The 25,278-nt window shown below is 70.6% G+C and carries 20 protein-coding genes; 5 read left to right on the top strand and 15 right to left on the bottom strand.

Annotated elements, in window-relative coordinates; genetic code table 11:
- Positions 1–7 precede the first annotated feature (7 nt).
- Together H1D24_RS38915 and H1D24_RS38910 are read left to right on the top strand one after the other, a co-directional pair.
- On the top strand, positions 8–1,321 hold the full coding sequence (locus H1D24_RS38915; protein WP_181662481.1) for an FMN-binding glutamate synthase family protein: 1,314 nt from the start codon (positions 8–10) through the stop codon (positions 1,319–1,321).
- Complete coding sequence (locus tag H1D24_RS38910; RefSeq protein ID WP_181662480.1) at positions 1,318–2,523, top strand: NAD(P)/FAD-dependent oxidoreductase; 1,206 nt, start codon at positions 1,318–1,320, stop codon at positions 2,521–2,523. The genes H1D24_RS38915 and H1D24_RS38910 overlap by 4 nt, the downstream gene beginning before the upstream one ends.
- 26 nt (positions 2,524–2,549) lie before the next feature.
- Here H1D24_RS38910 and H1D24_RS38905 read toward each other — a convergent pair whose 3' ends face one another.
- Positions 2,550–3,725 (bottom strand): CaiB/BaiF CoA transferase family protein, encoded by a 1,176-nt coding sequence (locus tag H1D24_RS38905; protein ID WP_181662479.1) that lies wholly within the window; start codon positions 3,723–3,725, stop codon positions 2,550–2,552.
- A gap of 280 nt (positions 3,726–4,005) precedes the next feature.
- Complete coding sequence (locus tag H1D24_RS38900) at positions 4,006–4,710, bottom strand: nucleotidyltransferase domain-containing protein (RefSeq protein ID WP_181662478.1); 705 nt, start codon at positions 4,708–4,710, stop codon at positions 4,006–4,008.
- A 96-nt stretch (positions 4,711–4,806) separates the two neighbouring features.
- Between H1D24_RS38900 and nhaA the strand changes: the two genes are divergently transcribed.
- Entirely contained in the window at positions 4,807–6,696 is a 1,890-nt protein-coding gene (nhaA, locus tag H1D24_RS38895; protein ID WP_181662477.1) for a Na+/H+ antiporter NhaA, read from the top strand.
- Positions 6,697–6,727: 31 nt separating this feature from the next.
- On the opposite strand, the gene H1D24_RS38890 is transcribed toward nhaA, so the two are convergent.
- Entirely contained in the window at positions 6,728–7,450 is a 723-nt protein-coding gene (locus H1D24_RS38890) for a DUF6250 domain-containing protein (RefSeq protein ID WP_181662476.1), read from the bottom strand.
- Between the two features lie 131 nt (positions 7,451–7,581).
- Positions 7,582–10,968 (bottom strand): CHAT domain-containing protein, encoded by a 3,387-nt coding sequence (locus tag H1D24_RS38885; RefSeq protein ID WP_181662475.1) that lies wholly within the window; start codon positions 10,966–10,968, stop codon positions 7,582–7,584.
- A gap of 70 nt (positions 10,969–11,038) precedes the next feature.
- Between H1D24_RS38885 and H1D24_RS38880 the strand changes: the two genes are divergently transcribed.
- Both H1D24_RS38880 and H1D24_RS38875 read left to right on the top strand, forming a co-directional pair.
- Positions 11,039–11,200 (top strand): hypothetical protein, encoded by a 162-nt coding sequence (locus H1D24_RS38880; RefSeq protein ID WP_181662474.1) that lies wholly within the window; start codon positions 11,039–11,041, stop codon positions 11,198–11,200.
- Positions 11,197–11,961 carry a hypothetical protein gene (locus H1D24_RS38875; RefSeq protein WP_181662473.1) on the top strand — a complete coding sequence of 255 codons (765 nt, stop codon included), beginning with the start codon at positions 11,197–11,199 and terminating at the stop codon, positions 11,959–11,961. Before H1D24_RS38880 ends, H1D24_RS38875 begins: the two co-directional genes overlap by 4 nt.
- Positions 11,962–12,017: 56 nt before the next feature.
- Here the strand turns inward: H1D24_RS38875 and H1D24_RS38870 are convergent, their stop codons facing one another.
- The 11 genes from H1D24_RS38870 to H1D24_RS38820 all read right to left on the bottom strand — a co-directional run bounded on the left by H1D24_RS38870 (position 12,018) and on the right by H1D24_RS38820 (position 25,121).
- A complete protein-coding gene (locus H1D24_RS38870; RefSeq protein ID WP_181662472.1) occupies positions 12,018–14,924 on the bottom strand; it encodes an NHLP bacteriocin export ABC transporter permease/ATPase subunit in 2,907 nt (968 codons plus the stop codon).
- A 1-nt stretch (position 14,925) separates the two neighbouring features.
- Positions 14,926–17,043 (bottom strand): NHLP family bacteriocin export ABC transporter peptidase/permease/ATPase subunit, encoded by a 2,118-nt coding sequence (locus H1D24_RS38865; RefSeq protein WP_374064643.1) that lies wholly within the window; start codon positions 17,041–17,043, stop codon positions 14,926–14,928.
- A gap of 152 nt (positions 17,044–17,195) precedes the next feature.
- The gene (locus H1D24_RS38860; RefSeq protein ID WP_181662470.1) at positions 17,196–18,002 is read right to left on the bottom strand and encodes an HlyD family efflux transporter periplasmic adaptor subunit; all 807 of its coding nucleotides are present in this window, start codon (positions 18,000–18,002) and stop codon (positions 17,196–17,198) included.
- 215 nt (positions 18,003–18,217) lie between these two features.
- On the bottom strand, positions 18,218–18,445 hold the full coding sequence (locus tag H1D24_RS38855) for a type A2 lantipeptide (RefSeq protein ID WP_181662469.1): 228 nt from the start codon (positions 18,443–18,445) through the stop codon (positions 18,218–18,220).
- Between the two features lie 641 nt (positions 18,446–19,086).
- Positions 19,087–19,662, bottom strand: coding sequence for a DoxX family protein (locus H1D24_RS38850; protein ID WP_181662468.1), 576 nt, complete (start codon positions 19,660–19,662; stop codon positions 19,087–19,089).
- A 225-nt stretch (positions 19,663–19,887) separates the two neighbouring features.
- A complete protein-coding gene (locus tag H1D24_RS38845) occupies positions 19,888–20,739 on the bottom strand; it encodes a TIGR03943 family putative permease subunit (protein WP_181662467.1) in 852 nt (283 codons plus the stop codon).
- The gene (locus H1D24_RS38840; RefSeq protein WP_374064634.1) at positions 20,736–21,779 is read right to left on the bottom strand and encodes a permease; all 1,044 of its coding nucleotides are present in this window, start codon (positions 21,777–21,779) and stop codon (positions 20,736–20,738) included. The genes H1D24_RS38845 and H1D24_RS38840 overlap by 4 nt, the downstream gene beginning before the upstream one ends.
- A 188-nt stretch (positions 21,780–21,967) precedes the next feature.
- The gene (locus H1D24_RS38835; RefSeq protein ID WP_181662466.1) at positions 21,968–22,597 is read right to left on the bottom strand and encodes an MBL fold metallo-hydrolase; all 630 of its coding nucleotides are present in this window, start codon (positions 22,595–22,597) and stop codon (positions 21,968–21,970) included.
- Entirely contained in the window at positions 22,597–23,697 is a 1,101-nt protein-coding gene (locus H1D24_RS38830) for an S-(hydroxymethyl)mycothiol dehydrogenase (RefSeq protein ID WP_181662465.1), read from the bottom strand. The genes H1D24_RS38835 and H1D24_RS38830 overlap by 1 nt, the downstream gene beginning before the upstream one ends.
- A 116-nt stretch (positions 23,698–23,813) precedes the next feature.
- Positions 23,814–24,164 (bottom strand): Zn-ribbon domain-containing OB-fold protein, encoded by a 351-nt coding sequence (locus H1D24_RS38825; RefSeq protein WP_309484608.1) that lies wholly within the window; start codon positions 24,162–24,164, stop codon positions 23,814–23,816.
- A 222-nt stretch (positions 24,165–24,386) separates the two neighbouring features.
- The gene (locus H1D24_RS38820; protein ID WP_181662464.1) at positions 24,387–25,121 is read right to left on the bottom strand and encodes a TetR family transcriptional regulator; all 735 of its coding nucleotides are present in this window, start codon (positions 25,119–25,121) and stop codon (positions 24,387–24,389) included.
- Positions 25,122–25,278: the final 157 nt, after the last annotated feature.

Below are 25,278 nucleotides of genomic sequence, written 5' to 3'. Positions count from 1 at the left end.
TTCTGCCATGACCACCGAACATCTGCGGGAGTCCGCCACCTTCGACCGGGCCGCCATCGCCGCGATCCAGCGTGCCGCCGAGACCGGCGTGTACGACATCCGCGGCTGGGGCGCCAAGCGGCCGCTCCCGCACTTCGACGACCTGCTGTTCCTCGGCGCGAGCATGTCCCGCTACCCGCTGGAGGGCTACCGCGAGAAGTGCGGCACGGACGTCGTGCTGGGCGACCGCAACGCCGCCTTCCCCCTCCACCTCGACATCCCCGTCACCATCGCCGGCATGAGCTTCGGAGCGCTCTCAGCACAGGCCAAGGAGGCGCTGGGGCGCGGTGCCAGCGAGGTCGGTACGTCCACGACCACGGGCGACGGCGGCATGACGCCGGAGGAGCGCGGCCAGTCCAAGCACCTCGTCTACCAGTACCTTCCGTCGCGCTACGGCATGAACCTCGAGGACCTCCTCAAGGCCGACGCCATCGAGATCGTGCTCGGCCAGGGCGCCAAGCCCGGCGGCGGAGGCATGCTCCTCGGCCAGAAGATCAGCGACCGGGTGGCCGGGATGCGGACTCTCCCGCCCGGCATCGACCAGCGCAGCGCCTGCCGCCACCCCGACTGGACCGGCCCCGACGACCTCGCCATCAAGATCCTCGAACTGCGCGAGATCACCGACTGGGAGAAGCCGGTCTACGTCAAGGTCGGCGCCACACGGACGTACTACGACGTGAAGCTCGCCGTCGCGGCGGGTGCGGACGTGGTTGTGGTCGACGGCATGCAGGGAGGCACCGCCGCAACCCAGGACGTGTTCATCGAACACGTCGGCATCCCCACGCTGGCCGCGATCCCGCAGGCCGTCCAGGCCCTTCAGGAACTCGGCCTGCACCGCAAGGTCCAACTGATCGTCTCCGGCGGCATCCGCACCGGCGCCGACGTGGCGAAGGCGATGGCGCTCGGCGCAGACGCCGTCGCTATCGGCACCGCCGCGCTCATCGCGCTGGGCGACAACCATCCGCGGTACGCGGGGGAGTACGAGCAGCTCGGCTCCGCGGCCGGGTTCTACGACGACTTCCAGGACGGCCGCGACCCGGCCGGCATCACCACGCAGGACCCCGAACTGGCCGCGCGACTCGATCCGGTGGAGGGCGGCCGCCGTATCGCCAACTACCTGCGCGTCCTCACGATGGAGGCGCAGACCCTGGCCCGCGCCTGCGGCAAGGCGCATCTGCGCCACCTCGAGCCGGAGGATCTGGTGGCGCTGACGATCGAGGCGGCGGCGATGGCGCGGGTGCCGCTGGCCGGTACGTCCTGGATCCCCGGGGGTGGGCTGTGACGGGCACCGCTGATGTGGTCATCGTCGGCGGCGGCATAGAAGGAGCCGCCACGGCCTGGGCGCTGGCCCGACGCGGCTTCACGGACGTCGTCGTCTGCGAGCGCGACACCGTGGGTTCCGGCGGGACCGGCAAGTCCAGCGGAGTGGTGCGCTGCCACTACGGCGTGCCCTCGCTGGCGGCGATGGCCTGGAAGGGCCTGCACCTCTTCGAGAACGCCGAGGACGTCCTCGGCGAGGACATCGGCTTCCACCAGACCGGCTATGTGGTCGGCGTCGGCGAGCAGAACGCCGACGCGCTGGAGGCCAGCCTCAAGGCGCAGCGCGCCCTCGGCATCGAGACGATGACGATCTCCCGCGACGAGGTCGCCGAGCTGTGGCCCGTCGCCGAACTGGGGGACTTCGCGGCGTTCGGCTGGGAGCCCCGGGGCGGGTACGGGGATGCGTACCGGACGGCCCAGGCCTTCGCCGCGGCGGCCCGCCGGAACGGCGTACGGATCCGGCAGGGGACCGCGGTGGCCGAGATCCTCACCGACTCGGGGGGAGTGCGCGGGGTCAGGCTCGAGGATGGGGAGGAGATCGCCACCCGCTCGGTGGTGGTCGCGGCCGGGCCGTGGTCGGTGGGGCTGCTCGCGCCACTGGGTGTCGACCTGCCCATCACTGTGCACCGCGAGCAGATCGTGCTCATATCCCCAGGCCACGGGGTGGACCCCCGCTTCGACGCCGCCAAGGTCCCGGTCTTCTCCGACCTGGTGTCGCTGCAGTACATCCGGGCCGAGACCGCAGGGGAACTCCTCTTCGGCAACAGCGATCTGAGCCGGCCCGAACCAGCCGATCCCGACCGCTACGCCAACCACGCCGACCCGGACTTCCTCGAGGCCGCGGTCACCAAGATCGCGCATCGCCTGCCCGGCCTGCCGGACGCCTCCGTGTCCAGCACCTACGCGGGCTGCTACGACGTGACCCCCGACTTCAACCCGGTCATCGGCCCCACCGGCATCGACGGACTCATCGTCGCCGCCGGTTTCAGCGGCCACGGCTTCAAGATCTCACCGGCCGTGGGAGAACTGCTCGCCGACCTAGTCATGGACGGCCGCTCGAACGACCCGGCCGTCCCGGATGGCGACTTCCGGCTCAGCCGATTCGCCGAACAGCAGCCACTCGTCAGCCCATACCCGTACATCGGAGCGGGCGAGATGCGCTGAGCCACCACAAGCCGCGGTGTCGGCGGTCACACCACCCCGTCCCGGCGCAGGGCATCCGCCTCCTCCTCCGGGACGCCGAGTTCGGCGAGGATCTTCGCCGTGTGCTCGCCCACGTCCGGGACAGGGTCCATGCGTGGGGAGGGGTCGACAAGCCCCGGAGGGGCCAGCGCCGGGAGGGGCCCGGCCGGTGAGGCGATCTCGTGCCACCGGCCGCGGGCGGCGAGCTGGGGATGGTTCCACACATCGGCCAGGGTGTTGACGCGGGCATGCGCGACGGGGACGGCTTCGAGGAGCGTGCTCGCCTCGTCGCCGGTCAGTGTCGCGAAACGCTCGGTGATGATCCGGCCGAGCGCCTCACGGTGGGCGTTGCGTTTCGCGTTGCCCGTGTAGTCGGGGTGGTCGGCGAGTTCGGGCCGGCCGAGGAACCGGTCGCAGAAGCCCCGCCACTCCCGCTCGTTCTGGATGCTCATCATGACGACCTTGCCGTCGCCCGCCTCGAACGGGCCGTAGGGGTAGATCGTCGCGTGGGCCGCACCGGCGCGCGGCGGCGGCTCGGCACCGTCGTAGGCGTAGTACAGGGGGAAGCCCATCCACTCGACGGTCGCCTCGAGCATCGACACATCGACATGTGAACCCTTGCCGGTCGACGCTCGTTCGAGGAGCGCGGCGAGGATCGAGCTGTAGGCGTACATCCCCGCGGCGATGTCGGAGACGGCGATCCCGACCTTGGCCATCTCGTCGCCGGTCCCGGTGACGGACAGCAGCCCCGCCTCGCTCTGCACCAGCGCGTCGTACGCCTTCATCGACTCGTACGGGCCGCCCTGCCCGTACCCGGAGATGTCGCACACGATCAGCCGGGGGTGAGCCGCCTGCAGCTCGGCGGCGCTCAGGCCCATGCGGGCGGTCGCGCCCGGTGCCAGGTTCTGGAGGAAGACGTCGGCGGTCGAGAGCAGCCGGCGCAGGACAGCCAGGCCGCGGGGCTCCTTGATGTCGAGGGTGAGCGACTCCTTGTTGCGGTTGACCCAGACGAAGTGCGAGCTCAGGCCCTTGACGCGGGTGTCGTAATGGCGCGCGAAGTCGCCTGTCACCGGCCGCTCGACCTTGATGACGCGGGCCCCGAGGTCAGCGAGCTGCCGGCTGGCGTACGGCCCCGCGATGGCCTGCTCGAGGGACACGACGGTCAGTCCGCGGAGGGGTTGCACGGGTTCTCCTTGCGTGGGGCGGTCGGCGGTTCCGGCGGCCGGTTCTCCTTACGTCGGGCGGTCGGCGGTTCCGGCGGCCGGCGGTTCCGTGTCTATCAGCCGACGGTGGCTGCGTATACGAGGGCCCTGGCCCGTAGGGCGGTGGATGTGGGCCGGCTGTGGGGCGCGAGGGCTGGCGGCGACGGAAAACCGGCTGTCTCGTAGCCACCCATGCCCCAGGCCGCCAGCGACCCCAACCCATGTCGCCCAGCCATCCCAGCTCGCCGAGACACGCCCGGTGTCAGGCGACCTCGAACCCGTCCCACAAGCGCCCGCCCGCGCTTCCCAGCACCTCGTCGACCAGCGCGACCAGCGCCTCGGGGCGGGCCTCGAGAGCGTCGCGCACCGCCGGATCAAGGCGGTCGGCGAGGCCGGGCTCGGCGGCCTGCAGGCGGCGGGCCAGCCACTTCCCGCCGCCGAGCCAGCGCCCGCGGACGAGCAGCGCCAGTTCGGCGGCGCGCTGCGCCAGCGCCGTGACGATGAAGAGGCGTTCGGCCGGATCGGCGCAGCCGGCAAGATCATCGAGAAGATCAGTCAGGACGTACCGGCGGTGCTCCAGCTCCTCCGGGGTGGCCGGCGGTGGGCCGGCCGCGAGCCGCTCCCTGGCCTCCGCGGCGAGCCGGACGCCCGAGCCGTCGTGGTCGAGGAGCAACTCACCGTGGGCGCACATGAAGAGCAGCGGCGAGCTTCGACCGGCCGTCTCGCGCTCCACGAAGTCATGCCAGGTCTCGTCGGTGTGCACGAACATCTCCACCGGCCAGCCGGCTGCGACGAAGCTGCTGCGGTAGGGGGCGGGCGCGCCGTCCAGCATCACCACGAGGTCGAGGTCCGAGTACGCGGTGCGGTGCTCGGTGAGCACGCTTCCGCAGACGAAGGCGGCCAGGGCCTCCGGGTGGCGCTGTCGCGCGATCCGGCGTGCGGCTTCCACGGGTCCGAGTCTGGTCATGCCTCGTCATCTTCGCGGAGCGCACAGGCCGGGGCACGCGGATTTGTTCTCGTGCCCGGGAAGCGCCCTGCCGGGGACGCGAGGGACAATGCCCGGATGACGGACTCCGCGGCTCCCGCGTCCTCCAACGGGCGCATCTCCATCCGAGGCAGCGAGAGAACCCCGCTGCGCGACTTCCTGAGGACGGAGACCGGCAGCGCCGTGGTGCTGGTCGCCGCCACCCTTGTCGCCCTCGTGTGGGCCAACATCGCGCACACCTCGTACGAGAGCTTCTGGCACACCCGGCTGTCGATCACGGTCGGGGACCAGGGCGTTGCGCTGCCGCTGCGGGAGTGGGTGAACGCCGGGCTGATGACGTTGTTCTTCTTCGTCGTCGGGTTGGAGGCGCGCCGCGAGTTCGACATGGGGGAGCTGCGTGACCGGCGGGCGCTGTCGCTGCCGGCGATCGCGGGACTGTGCGGCATGATCGTGCCGATCGTGATCTACCTCGCCATCAACGCCGGCCGCTCCTCGGTACACGGCTGGGGCGCCGCGATGTCCACGGACACCGCGTTCGCCCTCGGCATGCTCGCCCTGCTCGGTTCGCGGTTCCCGGACCGCCTGCGCACCTTCATCCTCACGGTGGCGGTCGTCGACGACTTCCTCGCGCTCGTGGTGATCGCGGTCTTCTACAGTGAGGACATCGACCTGCCCGCGCTGCTCGCCGCCCTGGGCATCTTCGGCGTGATCCTCCTGGTGCGCGCGGCCGGGGTGCGCCACGGCTGGGCGTACGCGCTTCTCGGCGCGGCCGCCTGGGTGGCGGCGGTGAAGTCCGGCGTGGACCCGGTCGTGGTGGGCCTGGCACTCGGCCTGCTGACGTACGCGTACCCTGCGTCGCGCAGCGAGCTGGAGCGGGCCACCGGCCTGTTCCGGGCCTTCCGCGAGCAGCCGACGCCCGAACTCGAGCGGTCGGTACGCCAGGGGCTCAGATCGGCGATGTCGCCCAACGACCGGCTGTTGCAGATGTACCACCCCTGGACCAGCTACGTGATCGTGCCGTTGTTCGCGCTGGCGAACATGGGCATCGCCATCAGCGGCGACCTGCTGGCCCGCGCCTATTCCTCCCCGGTGACGCTGGGCATCCTGTGCGGCTTCGTGCTGGGCAAACCGATCGGCATCGTCGGCGCCGCGTGGCTGGCCAACCGCCTCAGCCGCGGCCGTATGAGGCCGCAGGTCGGCTGGGGGTCCGTGGTGGGCGGCGGCACGATCGCCGGTGTCGGCTTCACGGTGTCCCTGCTGATCGTCACCCTCGCCTTCGAAGGCGACCAGCTCGAGGAGGCGAAGATCGGCATCCTCAGCGCGGTCGTCGGCGCCTTCGCCGCCACCTGGGTGGTCGCCTTGGGTCTCAGGGCCCTTCCGCCACGCCGCCGGGCGCAGGCCCTGCTCGGCACCGCCGAGACGATGATCGACCTCGCCGTCCCGGTCGACCCGGACCGCGACCATGTGCGGGGGCCCGCCGAGGCGCCGGTGACCATCGTCGAGTACGGCGACTTCGAGTGCCCCTACTGCGGGCAGGCCGAGCCGGTCGTCCGCGAGCTCCTCGCCGGCCACGCGTCCGTGCGGTACGTCTGGCGGCACCTGCCGCTGACCGACGTCCACCCGCATGCCCAGCTGGCCGCCGAGGCAGCTGAGTGCGCGGCCCAGCAGGGCGCCTTCTGGGAGATGCACGACCTGCTCTTCGACCATCAGGGCGCTCTGGAAGTCCGCGACCTCGTGCGTTACGCGGAGCAGCTCGGCCTGGACACGGAGCTCTTCCGCCAGGCCCTGCGCGAGCGTGCCGGGGCCGCCAGGGTGGCGGAGGACGTCGAGTCCGCGGACCTGAGCGGCGTCTCCGGAACACCCACCTTCTTCATCAACGACCGCCGCCACCTGGGCGCCTACGACATCGAGGCCCTCTCCGCCGCCGTACGCGCGGCGAAGACGCGCGCGGTGCTCAGGGCGGGGTGACGGGCTGCGCCGCCCGCTCGAGCCGCAGCGCTCAAGCAGCAGCAGCAGCCGTCGGCGGCCGCCGCACCGCGAACCCGGTGACGCGGAAGTGACTCCATACCGTGCGGAAGGCGAAGTGGCCGCTCGTGTACGGCTCCGGGTCCGTGTAGTCGAAGACCAGCCGGCCGTTGTTCCACCACTGCACCGTCGAGCCGTCCGAGACGATCCGCACGTGGTTCGGCGCGTTCGCGACGAGCAGCGGCTCCGTGTAGTCGTGGATCAGCGGGCGGACGCCCGGCTCACCGACATAGCGCCGCAGGCGTGTCGTGGTGTTGTAGTTGGCGCCGTAGCCCGCGTAGTACGTCGTGAGGTGGTCGTACTCGGCGAGGGTGCCGCCCCGCTGCGTGGCGAAGAGGTCGTCGGGGGAGCGGACGTCGGTCGCGTTCCAGAAGTTGTTGAGGTCGGAGACTCGGTCGTTGGCACCGCCTGCCGATATCGGCGTCGCGGTGTACTCGAGGACGTATGGGCCCTGAAGTCTCTCCCTGAACCAGACTGTCGCACCGCCCGGCACGTCGATGTCGAGCACGCCGCGCTCGGCGGTGACGCTGCCGCCGCTCTCCAGCTCGACCGCCCACTTGCCGAGGCCGTGACGGAAGTCGTCGTGAGCGATGCGGCGTCCGTGGCGCGGACGTGCCGCGGCGGTCGACGTCGGCAGGAGTCCGGACAGAGCAACTCCGGTGGCCAGAGCGGCGAAAGCTCTGCGTGAAGGCGTCATGAGGTGAGGGCTCCCTGCTGGTGCGTAGGTCGTCTGGAACGATTCAACGGCCCACACCTTCTCTTGTGCGCCACACAAGCGCAAGGTTCCGCACACGTTCCAACAAGAGCCCCTCGTCGGTGAGTTCGGGGTCAGGCGCCGTAGAAGGCGAAGGCCCCCCATGCCGCGGCGCTGGGGAACACCCGCTGAAGGTAGCCGTCGCCAGCCGAGGCCAGGTGTCGTTGCCCCCACCAGTCGGAGGCCTGGCTTTCCGGTGTCGTCCCCTCGACGCCGCCGGAGTGGGCGGACCAGCGGTCGTACTCACCTTGGTTGCCCGCCCTGCGGTGGGCGAAGGCCAGTGCGGCGAAGCTCAGACGGTCGGTGTCGGCGGACCGTCCCGGCGACTCCAGCCGGGAGCACGCCCAGTCGATCAGGTCGGCGGCGGTCCACGAGGCCATCCGGCGCTGGGCACCGGCCAGCGAGCCCGCGACGGTGTCCGCGTCCCAGGCCGGTTCGGAGGCCAGTGCCTCATAGAACAGCGACATCAGGATCGCCGCGTCACGGTCCACCACCGGCCACATGCTCACGACCAGCCCGCGCGCCCCGGCGGACAGGAGCGCGCGCCCGAGCCCGACCAGCTCGTCCCGCTGTCGCACCTGGTGGCGGCCGCTGCTGCAGGCGCTCAGGGTGACCAGCGCGCCCGTCCAGTCCATGGCGGCCAGGCGTTCGGTCCGCACGACTTCGGTCGTGGCGGGTCCGGCGGGTCCGGCGGGTCCGGCGAGGAACAGCCCGCTGCGTTCGGGCCGCTGCTCGTCGAACATGCCGTGGCAGGCGAGGTGGACCAGGGAGAGCCGGTCCGCCGAATTGACCGCCGTCTCCAGCCAGTCGGCGGTGGCCGCCTCGTCGAACTGAGCGGTGCCGCCGAGCCGGTCGACGACTTCGGCGCATTCGCCGCGGTAGTACGTGAGTTTCCTGGAGCCGGTCCCCGGATAGCCCCCGGCCAGAACTGTGCCGTCCCGGTGCCACGCGCCACCGCCGGTTCTGAGCAGGGACGCGGATGGGAGGTATCGCGTCGGCCGGCTCCGCCGGTCCGGCTCGGGCTGCCTCTCCTGGGCGTTCGACGGCAGATGCACGTTCGACGGCAGATGCAGCGGCACCGTGTGCAGCAGACCGTGGGGGACGACCAGAACCGGGGTGCCAGGGCCGCCCGCGTCCTCCACCACGTCCCTCACCGCCCTGTGCAGCGGACTGCGCACGATCGTGTCGAGGGCCGCCGACTGGTCCTCCACCGAGCTCGCCGCGAGCAGAGCGCGTACCTCGTCGGCGTACTGCTGCCGTCCCAGCGCCTCATGGCCGCCCAGCGACACCAGCACGGGCTCTGTCCGTCCCGCCTCCAGCACGAACGCGTACAGTGCCTCGCGGCCGACCCAGAACTCGACCAGTGCGGAGGCACCGGAGCGGCCGAGCAGGCGCACCGCCTCCGCCGCGGTGATCGGCTCGGCCATCCGGTGGACGCGCACTTCCGGGTACTCCGCCGACAGCCGCTCCCAGAGCCCGGTGAGCTCCTGACGCACCTCCTCCAGGTGCTGTTCCCACCCGATCAGGCGCCGTACCCGAGCCTCGGTGTCCTCGCCCTCGGGACGCGCCGACAGTTCCGCGCGCAGCGCCCGCTGTCTCTGCCACAGCTCCTGCTCGCGGGCAAGCAAGCCGTGGTCGCTGCTGTCGACGGCGGCCGCCGAACCGGTGTGCCGCACGGCGTCCAGCAGCGACCGGCCCTTCGCCCGTTCCACCAGGTCGAACGCCTGGGCGACGTGGCCGAGCGTCAGGGCGGTCTCGACCGCCTCCGCGTACGGCGGGGCCAGAAACGTGCGGAAATCGGCCAGCGGACCGAGGTCGAGGGCTCTGCGGCGCAGTTCTTCGTACGCGTCGCACGCCGCCACCAGGTGGTCGAGCAGAGCGGGGCTGCGCTCCCCGGTCTCGAACCGGTACCAGCCGATCGCCGTGTGCGCCGTCATCAGCGTCTGGTCGTCCGGCCGGCGGTCACCGAGCGCCGCGAGCCGCTCCATGGTCTCGGCCGCGGCCTCGGTCCGCCCGGTCTCCTTGAGGATCCGCAGCCGGACGGCCAGCCTGACCGCGAGCCGGTGCGAGAAGCGCTCCTCTGCCCGTTCGGCGGCGGCCAGGGCACGCTCGCTGTAGGTGTCGGCAAGCTCCCAGGCTCCGTAATCGGCGCATATCTGAGCGAGTTTGCCGTCGATCACTCCGCCGTCGATCAGGATCCCGCCGTCAGGAAGGGCCTCGTCCGGCAGATCCGGGGCGACCTGTGCGAGCCGTCGCCGCGCCGCGAATCCGCTCAGCGCACGCGCCCTCAGGAGCAGACCGAGGTCCTCCTCCTCACCGAGCCCGAACCGGCTTCTGACCATGGCCAGATGCCTCAGCGCGAAGCACTCCCGCATGGCATCGCCGAGGGCGTGGGCCAGATGCCGGGAGCGGGAGAGCACCGACAGGGCACGGTCGGGCGCTCCCGCGTAGAGGTGGACCAGGCCCAGCAGATTCCACACCTGGGGCATGCAGTGCGCCGCCCGCAGCTGCTCCCAGTGGCTCTCGGCACGGATCAGCAGCGCCTCGGCGGCGGCCAGGTCGCCCTCCTCGAACCGCTGTTCCGCCGTGTCGACGAGCCGGCGCCCCATGGTCGCGTTGAGGCCGATCTCCAGGGCGAGGTCGGCTTCCGAGGAGATCTGCTCGCGCAGGTGGGTCTCGGTGAGCGCCTCGATCTGCGCGACCCGTTCGTCGTGCAGACGCCCGTAGTGCTCGACGTCGACGTGGTCATGGATCCGCTTGAGCAGGTCGTGGGCGTGGGCGAAGGCGGTCCCGCTCTCGGCCTCGCGGCCTGCTTGCCGGCTGATGTCCGCCAGATGTCTCCACGCCTTGACGGCGTCCAGGTCGGCGCCCGCGTCGGTGAGTGTCCGCGCGGCCTGGGCGGCCAGTTCCGCGGCTTCGTCGAGCCAGCCCTGGCGGGCGAGTTCGTGCGCGAGGTTGTCGGTGATGACGCCACGCAGGGAAGCGCTGATCCCCTGTACGGCCAGGGCGCGGCGCAGCGGTTCCTCGGCGCCTTCGAGACCGTGGGCGGTGACGATGTTGGCGTGGTTCTGCAGTACTGCGGCGTAGCCCGCGGAGTCTCCGGCGGCGCGGGCCGCCTCGGCCGCGTCCCCGAACAGGCGGACGGCTCGCTTCAGTCTGCCCTCCGCAGCAGCCGTCAGGGCAAGTCCCTCCAGCGCGGCACTCCTCAGGGCCTCGTTGTCCGCGACCTCGCGGCATTTCTCGTAGTGGGCGGTCGCGTCGGCCAGGCGGCCCTCCGAGCGTGCCGTCTGGCCGAGCAGCCGATGGAGCATGAAGTGCAGTTGGACGTCGGCGACATGCGCGGACGCTGCTTCCACTGCGAGGAGCACACGCTGGGCTTCCGACAACCGGCCCTGGGCCAGCAGCCCATGGGCGTACATCAATCCCTCTAAGAGGCCCGCGAGTTCCGCGTCGTCGGACATCGTCCCTCCCCCGTTCTCGGACCCCGGAATGCTACCCATACACCGGGTCACGCCCGACATACTGGAGCTCATGGACACCTCCGACAACGCCGAGCCCGCGATCGGTGACACGCGCATCGGCAGCGACGGCGCACTGCAGCACTGGGACGGCCGCCAGTGGCTTCCGTACAAGCGGCAGGTCGAGGCCGAGGACCACACGTTCCGTCACGAAGAGGACCCGGAAGACTCTTGACCTCCTTCCTCCCCTCACCTGCTCAGGAGCCCGCCGACCCCGTCGCCACCGGGCCCGCAGACGCGGTCGCCGATCTCCGCACCACCGCCCGCTGGACGATCGTCGCCGTCGCGGGGGTGGGCGCGCTGCTGGTCGGGGGCGGCCCGTTGACCGCCGTCGGCAGGATCGACGACTGGGGCGACACCTTCGCCGCGTTCGGCGGGCTGGCGTTGACGGTGCTGGGTGTCGGCTGGGCCATCTGGAAGACGGGTGAGGCGCTGACCCCGTGCCTGGCCACGCTCGACGACCTCGACGCGCCGGAGATGGCCTCCCTGCGGGCGGCGATCGCGCGCAACCCGGCCGCGTACTACGGCCCCTACCGTTCCCTGCGCGAACTGCGCACGCAGCGCCGCCTGCACGAGGCGGTCGCCGCGGACCTGGCGGTGAAGCTCGCGCGCGAGCAGGACCCGGTGCAGACGAAGGTCTTCGAACAGGGCCTCGCCGACGCCCGCGCCAACGCCGAGGAGGCTCGTCGGCTGCAGCACCGGCTCCTCACGCTGATCCACGCCTGGTCCGTGCGCCACGCCGTACGCAGCGCCCGGCTGCACACCCTCGCGGCGTTCGGGCTCGTCGCCCTGGGGGCGGTCCTCTTTCTCACCGCGACCGGCGACAAGGCCGCCGATCCGCCTGCCAAACAGGCGCGTTCGGCGTCCGCTGCCCCGGATGGCGCGGGTCTCGCACAGACGGCAGACCGACCCACGGAGAACCGACCGGGCCGCTGAGCGGTCTCGGGATGCGGGCCGGTTGCGCTGCCGCTGTCCGGCAGAGAACCGCGCCGCTACCCCATCATCTGCCGTCGCACCAGTTCATGGAGGCGCCCGCCCGTGTCGGCGAGCAGCTCCGCGGGCGGCCCCTGCTGCACGATCCGGCCCTCCGCCATCACGATCACGCGGTCGGCGTCCATGACGGTGGACAGCCGGTGGGCGATCACGATGCGGGTGGCCTGCAGACGGCGGGTGCTCTCGATCACCGTGCGCTGGGTCTCGTTGTCCAGCGCGCTCGTGGCCTCGTCGAAGAACAGGATCCGCGGACGGCGTATGAGGGCCTGGGCGATCATCAGGCGCTGGCGCTGCCCGCCCGAGACGGAGCTGCCGCCGGCGACGATGGTGTGCATGCCCATGGGCATGCGCTTGATGTCCTCGGCCAGGCCCGCCAGTTCGGCCGCCTCCCACGCCTCCTCCAGCGTGAACGGCTCGGCACCGCAGATGCAGTCCAGGATCGAGCCGGTAAGGGGCTGCGCGTGCTGCAGGACGACGCCGCACTGTCGGCGCACGGCTGCCTGGTCCAGGGCCGCCAGATCCTGACCGTCGTACAGCACACTGCCCGACACCGGCTTGTCGAAGCCGATGAGCAGCCTCAGCAGCGTCGACTTGCCGCAGCCGCTCGGGCCGACGACCGCCACGAACTCGCCGGGCCGCACCTCGAAGGTCACGTCGTCGAGGACCAGCGGACCGTCGTCGGTGTAGCGGAAGGACAGCTTGCGGGCCTCGATGCCGCCCGACAGGACGCCGGGCTGGGTGCTGGCGCTGCGCACCTCCGGGGTCGCATCGAGGACCGGCTTGATCTCCTCGAACATCGGCAGCGCGGCGGCGGCCGAGACGAGCGCGCCCGTGAGCTGCGTGGCCGATGTCAGCATCATGGTCATCGCGGTGTTGAACGTCAGGAATGCGCTGGCCGTCAGGGAGCCGCGGGCCGGGCCCGCCAGCAGCATGAACATGATGAGAGAGCAGAGCGGCAGATAGACCGCACCGAGCACCGTTGTCAGGTTCTTGATCCGCCCGACGCGCTGCTGCAGCTCCCGGCTGCGCGCGAACTCCTTGGCCCACGACGCGTACGCGTAGTTCTCCGCCGCCGCGACCCGCAGCTTGGGCAGGCCGCGCAGGGTCTGGAACGCCTGGTTGTTGAGCTTGTTGCTGAGCACGACCAGCCGACGCTGCCAGCGCACCTGCCACAGTCCCATGCCGAGGAAGACGGCCGCGATCACCAGCAGCAGCCCCATGGCCGCGAGCGCCAGCGGCACGCTGTAGAGAAGCAGCAGGACGAGGTTCATCGCACCCACCGTGCCCGCCTGGACGACGACCGGGCCGACGCCCGCCAGCAGCCGGCGGATGGCGCTGATCCCCATCGCCGCACTGGCCAGCTCGCCGGTGGAGCGGCCGGTGAAGAACTTCGTCGGCAGCCGCAGCAACCGGTCCCAGACGGCCGGCTGCAGCGTGGCCTCGATCCGCCCCTCCATCCGCAGGATGGTCAGGTTCTGCATCAGCATGAACGCGGCCGAGACGATGCTGGCGACCATGATCGCCAGGCACACCTGGACGATCAGGCTCTCCTCGGCGTCCGGTACGAAGGAACCGAGCACCTGGCCGGTCGCGATGGGCACGAGCGCGCCGAGCAGGACCGTCACCAGCCCGCTCAGCAGCAGGTTGCGCATGTCGCCGCTCGTGCCGTGCAGGCTGAACCGCATCAGCCGCAGCGGGCTCATCGGCCGCTCCGGCAGCGGACGGTAGAACATGATCGCGCGCGGCTCGAACTCCTCCGCGTTGTCCTCGTCGACGCGGATGCTGCTGCCGGTCGCGGGGTTCCGCGCCACGTACCCGCCGCGCCGCCACAGCAGCGCGACGGGCGCCCCGGACGCGGCCCGACAGCCCACCAGTGGGCCCGTGTTCTCCCGCCACCAGCGTCCGTCGAGCCGGACCGGGCGGGTACGGATCCGCGAGGCCACGGCGATGCGCTCGACCGGGTCGAGCCGCTCATTCTGCGCGCCGCTCTTCGACGGCTCCGTCAACGTGATACCGGCCGCCCGGGCCACCACGCCGCAGACGGCGTACGTGGCGTCGTCACCCCCCGCAGTGGTGCGGGAGGACTTCGAGGAGCGGCGGCGCATGGAGTCGAGCAGCGCCTGATCGGCCTCGGCACGGACGGCCTCACCAGCCTTGATACCGGCCGCCGTCCGGTCCTCGTGAGAGCGCTCCAACTGCTCGATCCAGCGGTCGAGCGAGGACAGCAGCCGGTACTGCTGGTCGACCATCCCCTGCCACACGGCCGGATCGATGAGCAGGTCGGCCGCCGCATCGGCGCTCACCGATGCGCCGTACTGCACGCTGCCCGGCGGCACCTGCATCCACAGGATGTCGTCGTCGGCCGCCATCCCGGCGTCCGCGGTCCGGCTGTCCAGCGGTGCCTGGAAGAGGATGCCCATGCTGCGCCCGACGCCGAGCGCGAACGCGTACTCCAGCGGGCTCGGGGCGGCCTGGGCCTGTGCCTGGTAGTCGTACGACTGGACGCCCGTGTCGTACATGCCGGCGCCGTAGGGGTCGGTGGCGTACGGGTCGTGCGACCACGTGTCGGTGAACTCCGGCCGGTACAGCTGCCGCAGCGGGATCCGCCGCAGCACGCACTCCCGCAACGGCCGGCCGACCAGGGTGTGCTGTGGTCCTTCGACGGGGCCGAGCAGCAGCGATCCCGCTTCGAGGCGGCCGAGGAAGTGCCAGTGGCCCTCCTGCACCGCGTCGACTGCGAACAGGTCCATGGCGCCCGCCGCGACGAGCCACAGTACGTGCGGCCCCTCCAGCGGAAGACGGGTCAGACCGCTGCAGTCGAGCGGCGTCCCGAGGCCCCCGAGGGCGCCGAGCACGTGGTCGCCCTCTGCGGCCCCGGTGGCGGCGTGCTGATGGACGGAGGTCATCTCAACGCTCCTTGACCAGTTCGGCGTACGGCCCCCCGGCGGCGACCAGCACATCATGGCGTCCGCGTTCGACGACCGTGCCGTGGTGCAGCACCACGATCTCGTCGCTGTCGCGGACCGTGCTCAGCCGGTGGGCGATCACGACGCAGGCGCAGCCGCGCCGCCGCAGGTTGTCGATGATGACCTGCTCGGTCTCCGCGTCGAGCGCGCTGGTCACCTCGTCGAGGACCAGGATGCTGGGCTTGCGGACCAACGCCCGGGCGATCTCGAGGCGTTGCCGCTGGCCGCCGGAGAAGTTGCGGCCGTCCTGTTCGACCTGGCTGTGGATGCCGCCGGGGCGGCGCATCACCACGTCGTACAGCGCCGCGTCCTGCAGTGCGGCGATCACCGCGTCGTCCGGGATGGACGGGTCCCACAGCGCCACGTTGTCCCGGACCGTGCCCTCGAAGAGGAAGACGTCCTGGTCGACGAAGGACACGGACGCGGCCAGGGCACCCCGGGGAATGTCCTCGAGCCGCTGCCCGTCGATACGGATCGTGCCCTCCCACGGCGTGTACAGCCCGGATATCAGCCGGGACACCGTGGACTTGCCGCTGCCCGAGCCGCCGACCAGCGCCACCTGCTGACCCGGCCCGACCGACAGCGAGAAGCCGGTGAGGAGCGGCTTGTCGAGCGGGCTGTAGCCGAACGTGATGTTCTCCAGCGTCACATGGCCCTTGAGCCTGCGCGTGCTCGACGCCCCGTCCGGGCGGGCGTAGAGGGAGTCCGCCGGGAAGTTCTCGACATCCTTCAGGCGCGCCACGTCGGCGGCGAAGTCCTGGATGCGGCCGGTGACACCGTTGAGCCGGGTGATCGGCGCGGTGAAGCGGGTCACCAGCGCCTGGAAGGCGACCAGCAGACCGATCGAGATATGACCGTCCACCGCACGCAGACCGCCGATCCACAGGATCAGCGCGCTGTTCAGCGTGGCCAGCGTCGGCGCGACGATCCCGAGCCACGCGGCCGGCACGCCGAGCCGCTGCTGCTCCTCCAGCGTCGTCGCATGCTGCCCGGCCCAGCGGCGGAAGTAACCGTTCTCCCCACCGGTGGCCTTCAGCGTCTCGATCATCTGCAGACCGGTGTACGCGGTGGTGGTCAGCCGGGCGTTGTCGGCGCGCAGCTTCTGCGTACGGGTGGCCCGCAGGCGCACCACCACGCGCATCGCCACCACGTTGAGCAGCGCGACCAGCACACCGATGACGGTCAACTGAGGGTCGTACGACCAGAGCAGGACCGCGTACAGGATCACGACGACCGCGTCGACACCGGCCGCGGCGAGGTCGCGGGCCAGGGTCTCGGACACCGCGTCGTTGGACTGCAGCCGCTGCACGAGGTCGGCGGGGCTGCGCTGGGCGAAGAACGTGACCGGCAGCCGCAGCAGATGCCTCAGGAACCGGGCGCTGCTGAGCGTCGACGAGATGATGCGGCCGTGCAGCAGGTTCGACTGCTGCAGCCAGGTCAGCACGGCCGTGAGCAGCACCGTGGCGCCCATCGACGCGAACAGCACCCCGAGCAGCGAGGTCTGGCCGCCGATCAGGAACATGTCGATGTACGTACGGCTGAGGGCGGGCACGGCCGCCCCGACGGCGACCAGCATCAGGCTGGCGAGCACAGCGGCCGGCATCGTGCCCGACGTGCCGCGCAGGCGCGCGGGCATGGCGCCGAGGACGCCCGGCTTGCGTCCGCCGCGCCGGAAGCCCTCACCGGGCTCGAGGACCAGCACGACACCGGTGAAGCTGGTGTCGAAGTCCTCCATCGGAATGAAACGGCGGCCCTTGCCCGGGTCGTTGATGTACACACCGCGCCGTCCGAGACGGCGCCCCATGCCGTCGTAGACGACGTAGTGGTTGAACTCCCAGAACAGGATGGCCGGTCCGGGCACGCCTTCGAGGGCCGCAAGGTCCATCTGCATGCCCTTGGCCTGCAGACCGTAACTGCGCGCCGCCTTCAGGAGGTTGCTGGCCCGCGAGCCGTCCCGCGAGACGCCGCAGGCGATCCGGAGCTCCTCCAGCGGCACATGTTTGCCGTAGTGGCCGAGGACCATGGCCAGCGAGGCGGCGCCGCACTCCACGGCCTCCATCTGCAGCACGGTGGGGCTGCGGACCGTCTTCGGCTTCTTGACCTTCGGCTTCGACCTCGACTTGGACCTTGGGTTGGAGCGCGGGTTCGACCGGGGGTTCGACTTCGACTCGGGCCGGTGCCGGCGGCGGACCGGCGGCGGTGGTAGCTCTGTCACGGAAGCAGCCAATCGATCGGGCGCTGCTCGGCCAGCCGGATGGCGCCGGTGGCCTGAGTCATGGAGTCGAGTGCGTACGGGGGGCCGTCGGCGGTGGACCACTTGTAGCCGGACTTCGTGACGGAGGACCGCTCGAGACGCACCAGCACCGCCACCGGCCGGCCCTGCTGCGAGAACTGCGCGCCGAGCTGGCTGTCGCCGAGGAACGCGGTGATCTGCTGCTGCGTCTCCGCAGTCCTGCCGACGGCCTTCACACGACCGCGCAACACGCCGTACTCATCCTTGGGCACCGACTGGACGGTGAGGTCGACGGACGCACCCACCGGTACGGTCGACGCGCTGTCGGCCGGCACGTACACCACCGCCATCAGGCGATCGGACGCGTCATCGGTCCGCTCGAGTGTCGCGACGTTCGCTCCGGTGGTGACGACCGCGCCGATCGTGGCCAGCAGGGTGGTCACGCGGCCCGCGGCGATGGTGCGGACGATCTGGTCGCCCTGCTGCGTACGGACCTTCAGCAGGGGGGAGTTGGCGTCAAGCCGTTCGCCCTCCTTGGCGAGGACGGCGGTGACCTGGCCCGCGACGGGGCTCTGCAGGACGTAACTGCCCTGCGCGTGCGTCAGGATCGCGGAGGCCTTCAGCGTGGACGACACGCTGCCGGTCACGGCCCAGAACGAGGCCGCCGCCATGACGACCACGGTGACGATCAGGACCAGACGGCCCTGCGGCCGGGCGAAGCGCACCGGCAGATCGAGCTCTTCGGGCGACTGCAGCTTGGAAAGGGCCTTCTGGCGGAACTGCACGGGACTCTTCCCTCAACTGCGAAAACGTGGTGGTAGGGGCAGGCCGGGGCCGGGTGGCGGCTGATAGCCGGTCAAGAAGGCCAGCCTAGTGGCCGGGAGCCGGGAGCCGGGAGCCCGGAGCCGGGAGCCGGATGGTCGGCGGCCGGGGGCCTGCGGGCACCCGTGAGTCCCGGAACCGGTTGGTTCCGGTTCCGGGACTCACGGAGCAAGAAGCCTCAGAGACCGGCGGTCAGACCGGAGGCGAGACCGGTGACCGGGGCGGTGCTGATGCCGGTGGTGGCCTCAACGGTGCTCACCAGGCCCGTCACGGTGCCGGTGACCGGGTAGATGGAGTCAACGGTGCCCGTGACGTTGGAGACCAGCTCGCCGACGAGGCCGCCGGAAACGTTGTCCAGGTCGGCGTCGGAAATCTCGCGGGTCTCAACCTGGGGGGTGAAGTTCATGATGTGAGCTTCCCTTTCCTGTGGATATTTCTTCAAAGTGGCGGCCGGCGCTGCTGGCATGCGGACAGGCCGTCCCGCGGGTGTCTGACGCTTGAACGAGAACGTTCGTGCAACTCCCGCAGTGCGCAGGATCAAAGCACGTCAGCGCGCCACGCAGCCAATCCTCCGAGCATCGGTTCGACGCTGTTCGACGCCTCAACTACCTTTGCGTGCAGGCCTGTCCACGGCTTGGTGGCCGCTTCTTCACAAGATCCTCCAGGGGTGTTCGCCTGCTTCGATTCAGCCGTGAGAGCCAAATGGGACACTCCCGCACCAAAGGCAGGACAGGGTGTCAGTCCTGCCGCACTCGTGTGCCGTGCCGTGCCTGGGCTGGGTAATCGGTGTGCAGATTTGCTGAAGGCGGGATTCGCGCCCGGCCTTATGAACGCGCGGTAACCGGACATTGCAGAGCGCATTCGGGTGACGTTTCTTCATGGAGAACGGGACATTACTGCTGTCGCTGCGGTATTCGGGGATATATATCGCGGACGTCCGGTCACGAAAGCGCGCCCCCGTCCGGGACGCGGCAGGTACAGCACGAAGGCCGGCCCGTGAGGGGCCGGCCTTCGGTCGTTCGGTACGCGCTGCTGCGCGTGCCCCGCTTACTTGCGGAGCAGCAGGATCACTCCGGCGACCACGGCGCCGAGTACGACGGCGGCGATCCCGTAACCGAGCCGGTGCGCACGCAGGCCGGGGAGGAGCCGGTCGACCGCGTAGCGGCCCGGGCCGGTCAGGGCGAGGGACGCCGCCGCGACGGTCAGCACGAGTTCGTACTCCACGCCGTCGGGGGCGAAGAAGCCGCCACCCCACTTCACCGCGAGAGCGTTGATCATGGTGCCGAAGACGGCGGCGCCGGCCAGCGGAGTGAGCAGACCGAGTGCGAGGCCCAGACCGCCGAGGGTCTCGGTGAGGCCGGCCACGGCCGCCATGGTCTTGCCGGACGGGTAGCCGCTCATCGTGAAGAACTGGCCGGTGCCCTCGAGGCCCCCGCCGCCGAACCAGCCGAAGAGCTTCTGGGTGCCGTGGGCGGCCATGGTGAGGCCGACGGCCAGGCGGAGCAGGAGGAGGCCGACGTCGTAGGCGTGCAGGGAGGGGGTGTGCCGGGTCGTGGGGGTGAAGCGAGTCGTTGTGGAGGTGGTCACGAGCGTTCTCTCCTGTGTAGAGGTTCGGGTCAGCATTGCCACAGGCCGCCCAGGAAGATGCTTGATCGTTCAAGCTGTGGGGTGGCCCATGGTACCTGATGCTTGAGGTTTCAACATTTCCTCCAACATTTCGGCGTCCTGCGGGCGGCTCTGCGGGAGGGGTCTGCGGGCCACGTCCGCTGGACCCGGCCCGTCCCCGCCGAGGCGGCAGGCGCGTCCCCGCCGGTCGCTTCCGGCCGGGCAGCGGGCCGTCGGCGCCCCTCAGCTGCCGTCCGCGGCCGGTGCCGCGTCGTCGTACGGATTGCTCGGTTCGTGGATCTTCCGGACGGCACTCGCGTCCAGGGCCGGCTCAGCCGCCTCGGAGCCCGGTGCCCCGGTCGGCCGCCAGACGCCGGTCACGGTCACCCACGTGTCGGCGTCGAGTGCCGTCGCCCCGTGGATCTCCACCTTGAACACCTGCGCGTCGGCCGCACAGCAGCCGACCACGAGGCGGCTGAGATACCAGGTGCCCTCGTCACCGCCGTCACTCGGCGAGACGAATCCCGTCAGCAGGACGGTCCGGTCCTTGAGTGACTTTCCCGTGTCGTAGACCGCGCGGGAGCTGAACTCCCGGACGGTCAGGGGGAGTGGGTTGGTGTCGGGCAGGGCGGGGAACGTACCCGCGCCCTGGGCCGCACGAGCCGCCTCCCGCGATGCCGTGTAGGAGCCGAGCGCGGGCGGGGCGAAGAGCAGCAGCAGTACGGCGGGGAGGTAGAGCAGCCAGCCGACGCGAGGGCCGTGGGAGTGCGCGTGACCCCGCTCATGCACTGCGTCTTCGGAGTGCCCCTCCTCGTGTCCCGCGTGTGGGGGGTGAACCCATTCGTGCCCCGCGTGTGGGGAGTGACCCTCTTCGTGTCCGGCGTCCTGGTACGCGTCCCTCCGCCCGCGTGCGTACCCGATCGCTTCACGGACGGCGGCGACCAGGCCGAGCAGCACCAGCAGCGCCCCGGTGGCGATCAGCAGCGGCCGCAGACCCGGCTTCACGTACCGCAGATACAGCTCGCTGAACAGTGAGATACGCAGGACGGCCGCGCCCGCCAGCAGAAGCAGCAGAACCTCGAAACGCCGCCTCACAGCAGCCACCACCCCACCAGCGCGCTGCACAGCACGGCCACCGCGAAGGTGACCGCCGAGAAACGGACGGCGAATGCTCGTCCGAAGGTGCCCGCCTGCAGGGCCACCAGCTTCACGTCCACCATGGGGCCCACCACCATGAAGGCCAGCTTGGCGGTGGGTGAGAACCCGGTCAGCGAGGCGGCGACGAAGGCGTCCGCCTCGGAGCACACCGCGAGGACGACCGCCAGGAGAGCCAGGAGCAGTACGGACAGCCACACCGATCCCGACACCGCGTCCAGCGCCGACTGCGGCACCACGATGTTGAAGGTCGCCGCGGCCATGGCGCCCACCACCAGGAACCCGCCCGCGTGCAGGAAGTCGTGCTGCACCGCCTGCCGGAACTGCTCCCAGCGTCCGGCCCGGCTTGCTGTCGCCTGGCCGCCGTGGCCCGCCCCCGCGGCGGGCTTCGGAATCCTCAGCCACTCCGGCCGCCCGAGAGCGATCCACAGCCAGCCCATGACCATGGACACGGCGAGCGATGCGATGAGCCGGGCCAGCACCATCTCCGGGTTGCCGGGGAAGGCGACACTGGTCGCCACAAGGACGATCGGGTTGATCGCGGGCGCGGACAGCAGAAACGCCAGAGCGGCCGCCGGAGTCACCCCGCGCCGCATGAGACTGCCGGCCACCGGGACCGAAGCGCACTCGCAGCCCGGCAGCACCATCCCCGCCGCTCCCGCCACCGGCACCGCCAGAGCGGGCTTGCGCGGCAGCAGCCGGTCGAAGAGGGAGGCCGGTACGAACACGCTGATGGCAGCCGAGATCAGCGTGCCGAAAAGCAGAAAGGGCAGCCCTTGGACGGTGATCGCCACAAAGACGGTGCGCCAGGCCTGGAAGGCGGGTGTGTCGATCTGCAGGAGCAGCGCCGGCCCGATCGTCATCGCCACGAGCGCCACGACCGCGAGCAAAGCGCCACCGGTGACGGTGACGAACGCGCCGCGCACCAGCAACCGCAGCCACCGGGTTGGTCCTGCCCTCCCGAGCAGCTGGTCCTCCACGCCGTGCCTCCCCTTTCCGCTTTCCCCGCGAAGCGCCGTGTGCCTCGTAGCTCACGGCTCTGCAAGGCGCGGCAAAGGTTAACAACGACGTATGTCGAAAACCCCGCTGAAAGCCGTGCATCAGAGAGGAAAAGGATGCACTACGGGGGTGCCGACCCGACGTTCGGGCCGGCACCCGTGACGGGCACTCAGTGCCCCCGGGCGATCCACTCCTCCAAGTGCGGCGCCTCGTCCCCGATCGTCGTCGACTCGCCGTGCCCGGTGAGTACGCGCGTGTCGGCGGGCAGAGTCAGCAGCCGGTCCCGGATGGAGTCGATGATGGTGCCGAAATCGCTGAAGGACCGGCCCGTGGCGCCGGGGCCGCCATGGAAGAGGGTGTCGCCGGTGAACACCGTCTCCAGCTCTGGTGCGTAGAAGCACACCGCGCCGGGGGAGTGGCCCGGTGTGTGCAGGACCTGAAGGTCGGTGCCCGCGACGGTGAACACGTCGCCGTCCTTCAACTCCCGCTCCGGGGACCGGTCCCTGTGGGTCAGCCGCCATACGGGCAAGTCGTCGGCGTGCAGGAGGATCGGCGCGCCGAAGCGGTCGGCCAGCTCGGGGGCGACCCGTACGTGGTCGTCGTGCGCGTGCGTCGCGAGGACGGCCAGCAGCCGGCGGTCGCCGATCGCGTCCGCGATCACCGACGCCTCGTGCGGGGCGTCGATCACGACGCACTCGCTGTCGTCGCCGACGATCCACACGTTGTTGTCGACGTCGAAGGTCTGGCCGTCCAGGCTGAACGTGCCCGAGGTGACCAGATGATCGATACGCGCCGTCATCACGCACCCGCCTTGTCCAGCACGACCACCGAGCGCAGCACATCGCCGTGGTGCATCTTCGTGAACGCGCTCTCGACCTCGTCCAGGCCGATCGTCTCCGACACGAAGCCGTCGAGGTCAAACCTGCCCTGCCGGTAGAGGTCGATGAGCATCGGGAAGTCCCGGCTCGGCAGACAGTCGCCGTACCAGGACGACTTGAGCGCGCCGCCGCGCCCGAAGATCTCGATCAGCGGCAACGTCACCTTCATGTCCGGTGTCGGCACGCCGACCAGGACGACCGTGCCCGCCAGGTCCCTTGCGTAGAAGGCCTGTTCATACGTCTCGGGACGGCCGACCGCCTCCACCACGACGTCCGCGCCGAAGCCGCCGGTCAGCTCGCGCACCCGCTTCACGACGTCCTCGGCGCGCCCGTTGACCGTGTGCGTGGCGCCGAAGCCGCGTGCCCACTCCAGCTTCCGGTCGTCGACGTCCACGGCGATCACCTTGGACGCCCCAGCCAGCACCGCACCGGCGATGGCGGCGTTGCCGACGCCGCCGCAGCCGATCACCGCCACCGAGTCGCCGCGGGACACCCCGGCGGTGTTGACCGCGGCACCGAAGCCCGCCATCACTCCGCAGCCCAGCAGTCCGGCCGCGGCGGCCGGCGCCTCCGGGTCGACCTTGGTGCACTGCCCGGAGTGGACCAGCGTCTTCTCCGCGAACGCGCCGATGCCCAGGGCGGGGGACAGCTCGGTCCCGTCCGTGAGGGTCATCTTCTGCGCCGCGTTGTGCGTGTTGAAGCAGTACCAGGGCTTGCCCTTGGCGCATGCGCGGCACTGCCCGCACACCGCCCGCCAGTTGAGGATCACGAAGTCGCCCGGCGCCACGTTCGTCACGCCCTCGCCGACCTCGGAGACGATCCCGGCCGCCTCGTGCCCGAGCAGGAACGGGAACTCGTCGTTGATCCCGCCCTCGCGGTAGTGCAGATCGGTGTGGCACACCCCGCACGCCTGTACGTCCACGACGGCCTCGCCGGGGCCCGGGTCGGGCACCACCACATCCGTAAGCTCCACCGGGGCACCCTTGGCCCTGGCGACAACGCCCTTCACCGTGTGCGGCATCTTCCCACCTCCGGATCGTCCTGACCGCCACCCTAACCGTGGAGGTGGATCAACGAGAGGGGCACGGCGACAGGCGGGTCATCCTCGGATGCGAGGCGGGTGCCGTGGGTACGACCTCACGCCCAGGGCCGGTACGGCTCGTCCATGAGCTGGAACAACGGCTCCCTGCGGACGGGGTCCTCGGCCCTGGAGAGCTGCACCCGGTCACCGGGGTGGATCGCGGCGGGCGGGCCGAGCACCCGGCCCCGCACGGTGAACCCCTCGGCCATCTCGATGAGCGACTCGTTGCGGGCCGACGGGGTGCCCCGGTGGAGCACCGTGGTACGGCGCACGACCCCCCTGCCCTCGCTGTGCTCGGTCCGCAGGTCGCTGGAGGCGCAGACCGGGCAGAGCAGGCGGTGGAAGGAGGGGGTGCCGCACCATTCGCAGCGCTGGAAGCAGAGGCCGTCGAAGGCCGGAGTGTCGATGGGTGCGGTGGTGCCGTTCTCAGCCGTGGAAGCGTCGAGCACGCTCTCGGCGATCGCTGTCAACCCTGTCCCTGGGTGAAACACGATGTCATCTCCCTGCACTCGTGCCGGAATCTGATGTGCTCGGAGCGCCGTGCACGAAGCCAGAGTATGGCACTCAGTGTCATGAGTAAAGGCACTCCGTACCCTGAGTCGGCAAAGAGCCTTCGCAGGAGTTGGGCCTCAGTCCTGTCGGAGAGTTGATTCGATTTCCCGGACCACGCGCCACATCGGCGTTCCCCGCTTCGAGATGACGACGACCACGTCCTCCGGTTCCTCCTGCGCGGGCGCGGCGATGCCGGCTCCCTTCGCGCCGAAGGTGTCACGGACATGGCCGAGCGCATGGTCCACCGCGGCGGCCGCGTCGCCCTGTCCGTCCGAACGGAGCCAGGAGCGAAGGCCGTTGTTGTGCGCGGCCACCACCGCCGCGGCGATCACGTCCGCGTGCAGGGTGCCGTCACGGCGCCCCGCGAAGCGCACACGCAGATACTCGGCGAGGGCGCGCTCGTACCGCCACACCACCGACAGTTCGTACGCGCGAAGCCCGGGGACCTTCCGCGTGAGGCGGTAGCGCTGCACGGAGAACGTCGGGTTCTCGGCGTACATGCGCAGCACGAGCCGGGCGGCGTCGCAGACCCGCTCCACCGGGTCGTCCTCGTCCGTGCCCGAGCTCAGGAACTCCGTCATGTCGGCCAGGCAGCGCTCGTGGTCCGGGAAGACCACGTCCTCCTTGGACGGGAAGTACCGGAAGAAGGACCGGCGTCCGACCCCCGCCAGTGTCACGATGTCGTCGACCGTGGTCTGCTCGTACCCGTGCTCGAGGAAGAGCTGGAAGGCCGCCGCGACGAGGGAGTCCCGTATGGGCGGCTTCGGGGGTGTCGCATCGGATGCCGGACCGCGACGGGGTGCCTCGCTCATGAGGGCGAACCTAACATCGGGCAGAGAAAATGGCACTCAGTGTGCATACTGGAGGGAACTGAGTGCCATGAGCGCAGCATCCGTTCGGCGTCATCCCGTTCGGCGTTCGGCATCATCCCTGTTCAAGCGGACTGGAGCCCCCGACCGATGAACCAGC

The organism is Streptomyces himalayensis subsp. himalayensis, assembly GCF_013778455.1.
GTDB classification, from domain to species: Bacteria; Actinomycetota; Actinomycetes; order Streptomycetales; family Streptomycetaceae; genus Streptomyces; species Streptomyces himalayensis.
This window is presented reverse-complemented; position numbering and strand designations above follow the sequence as displayed.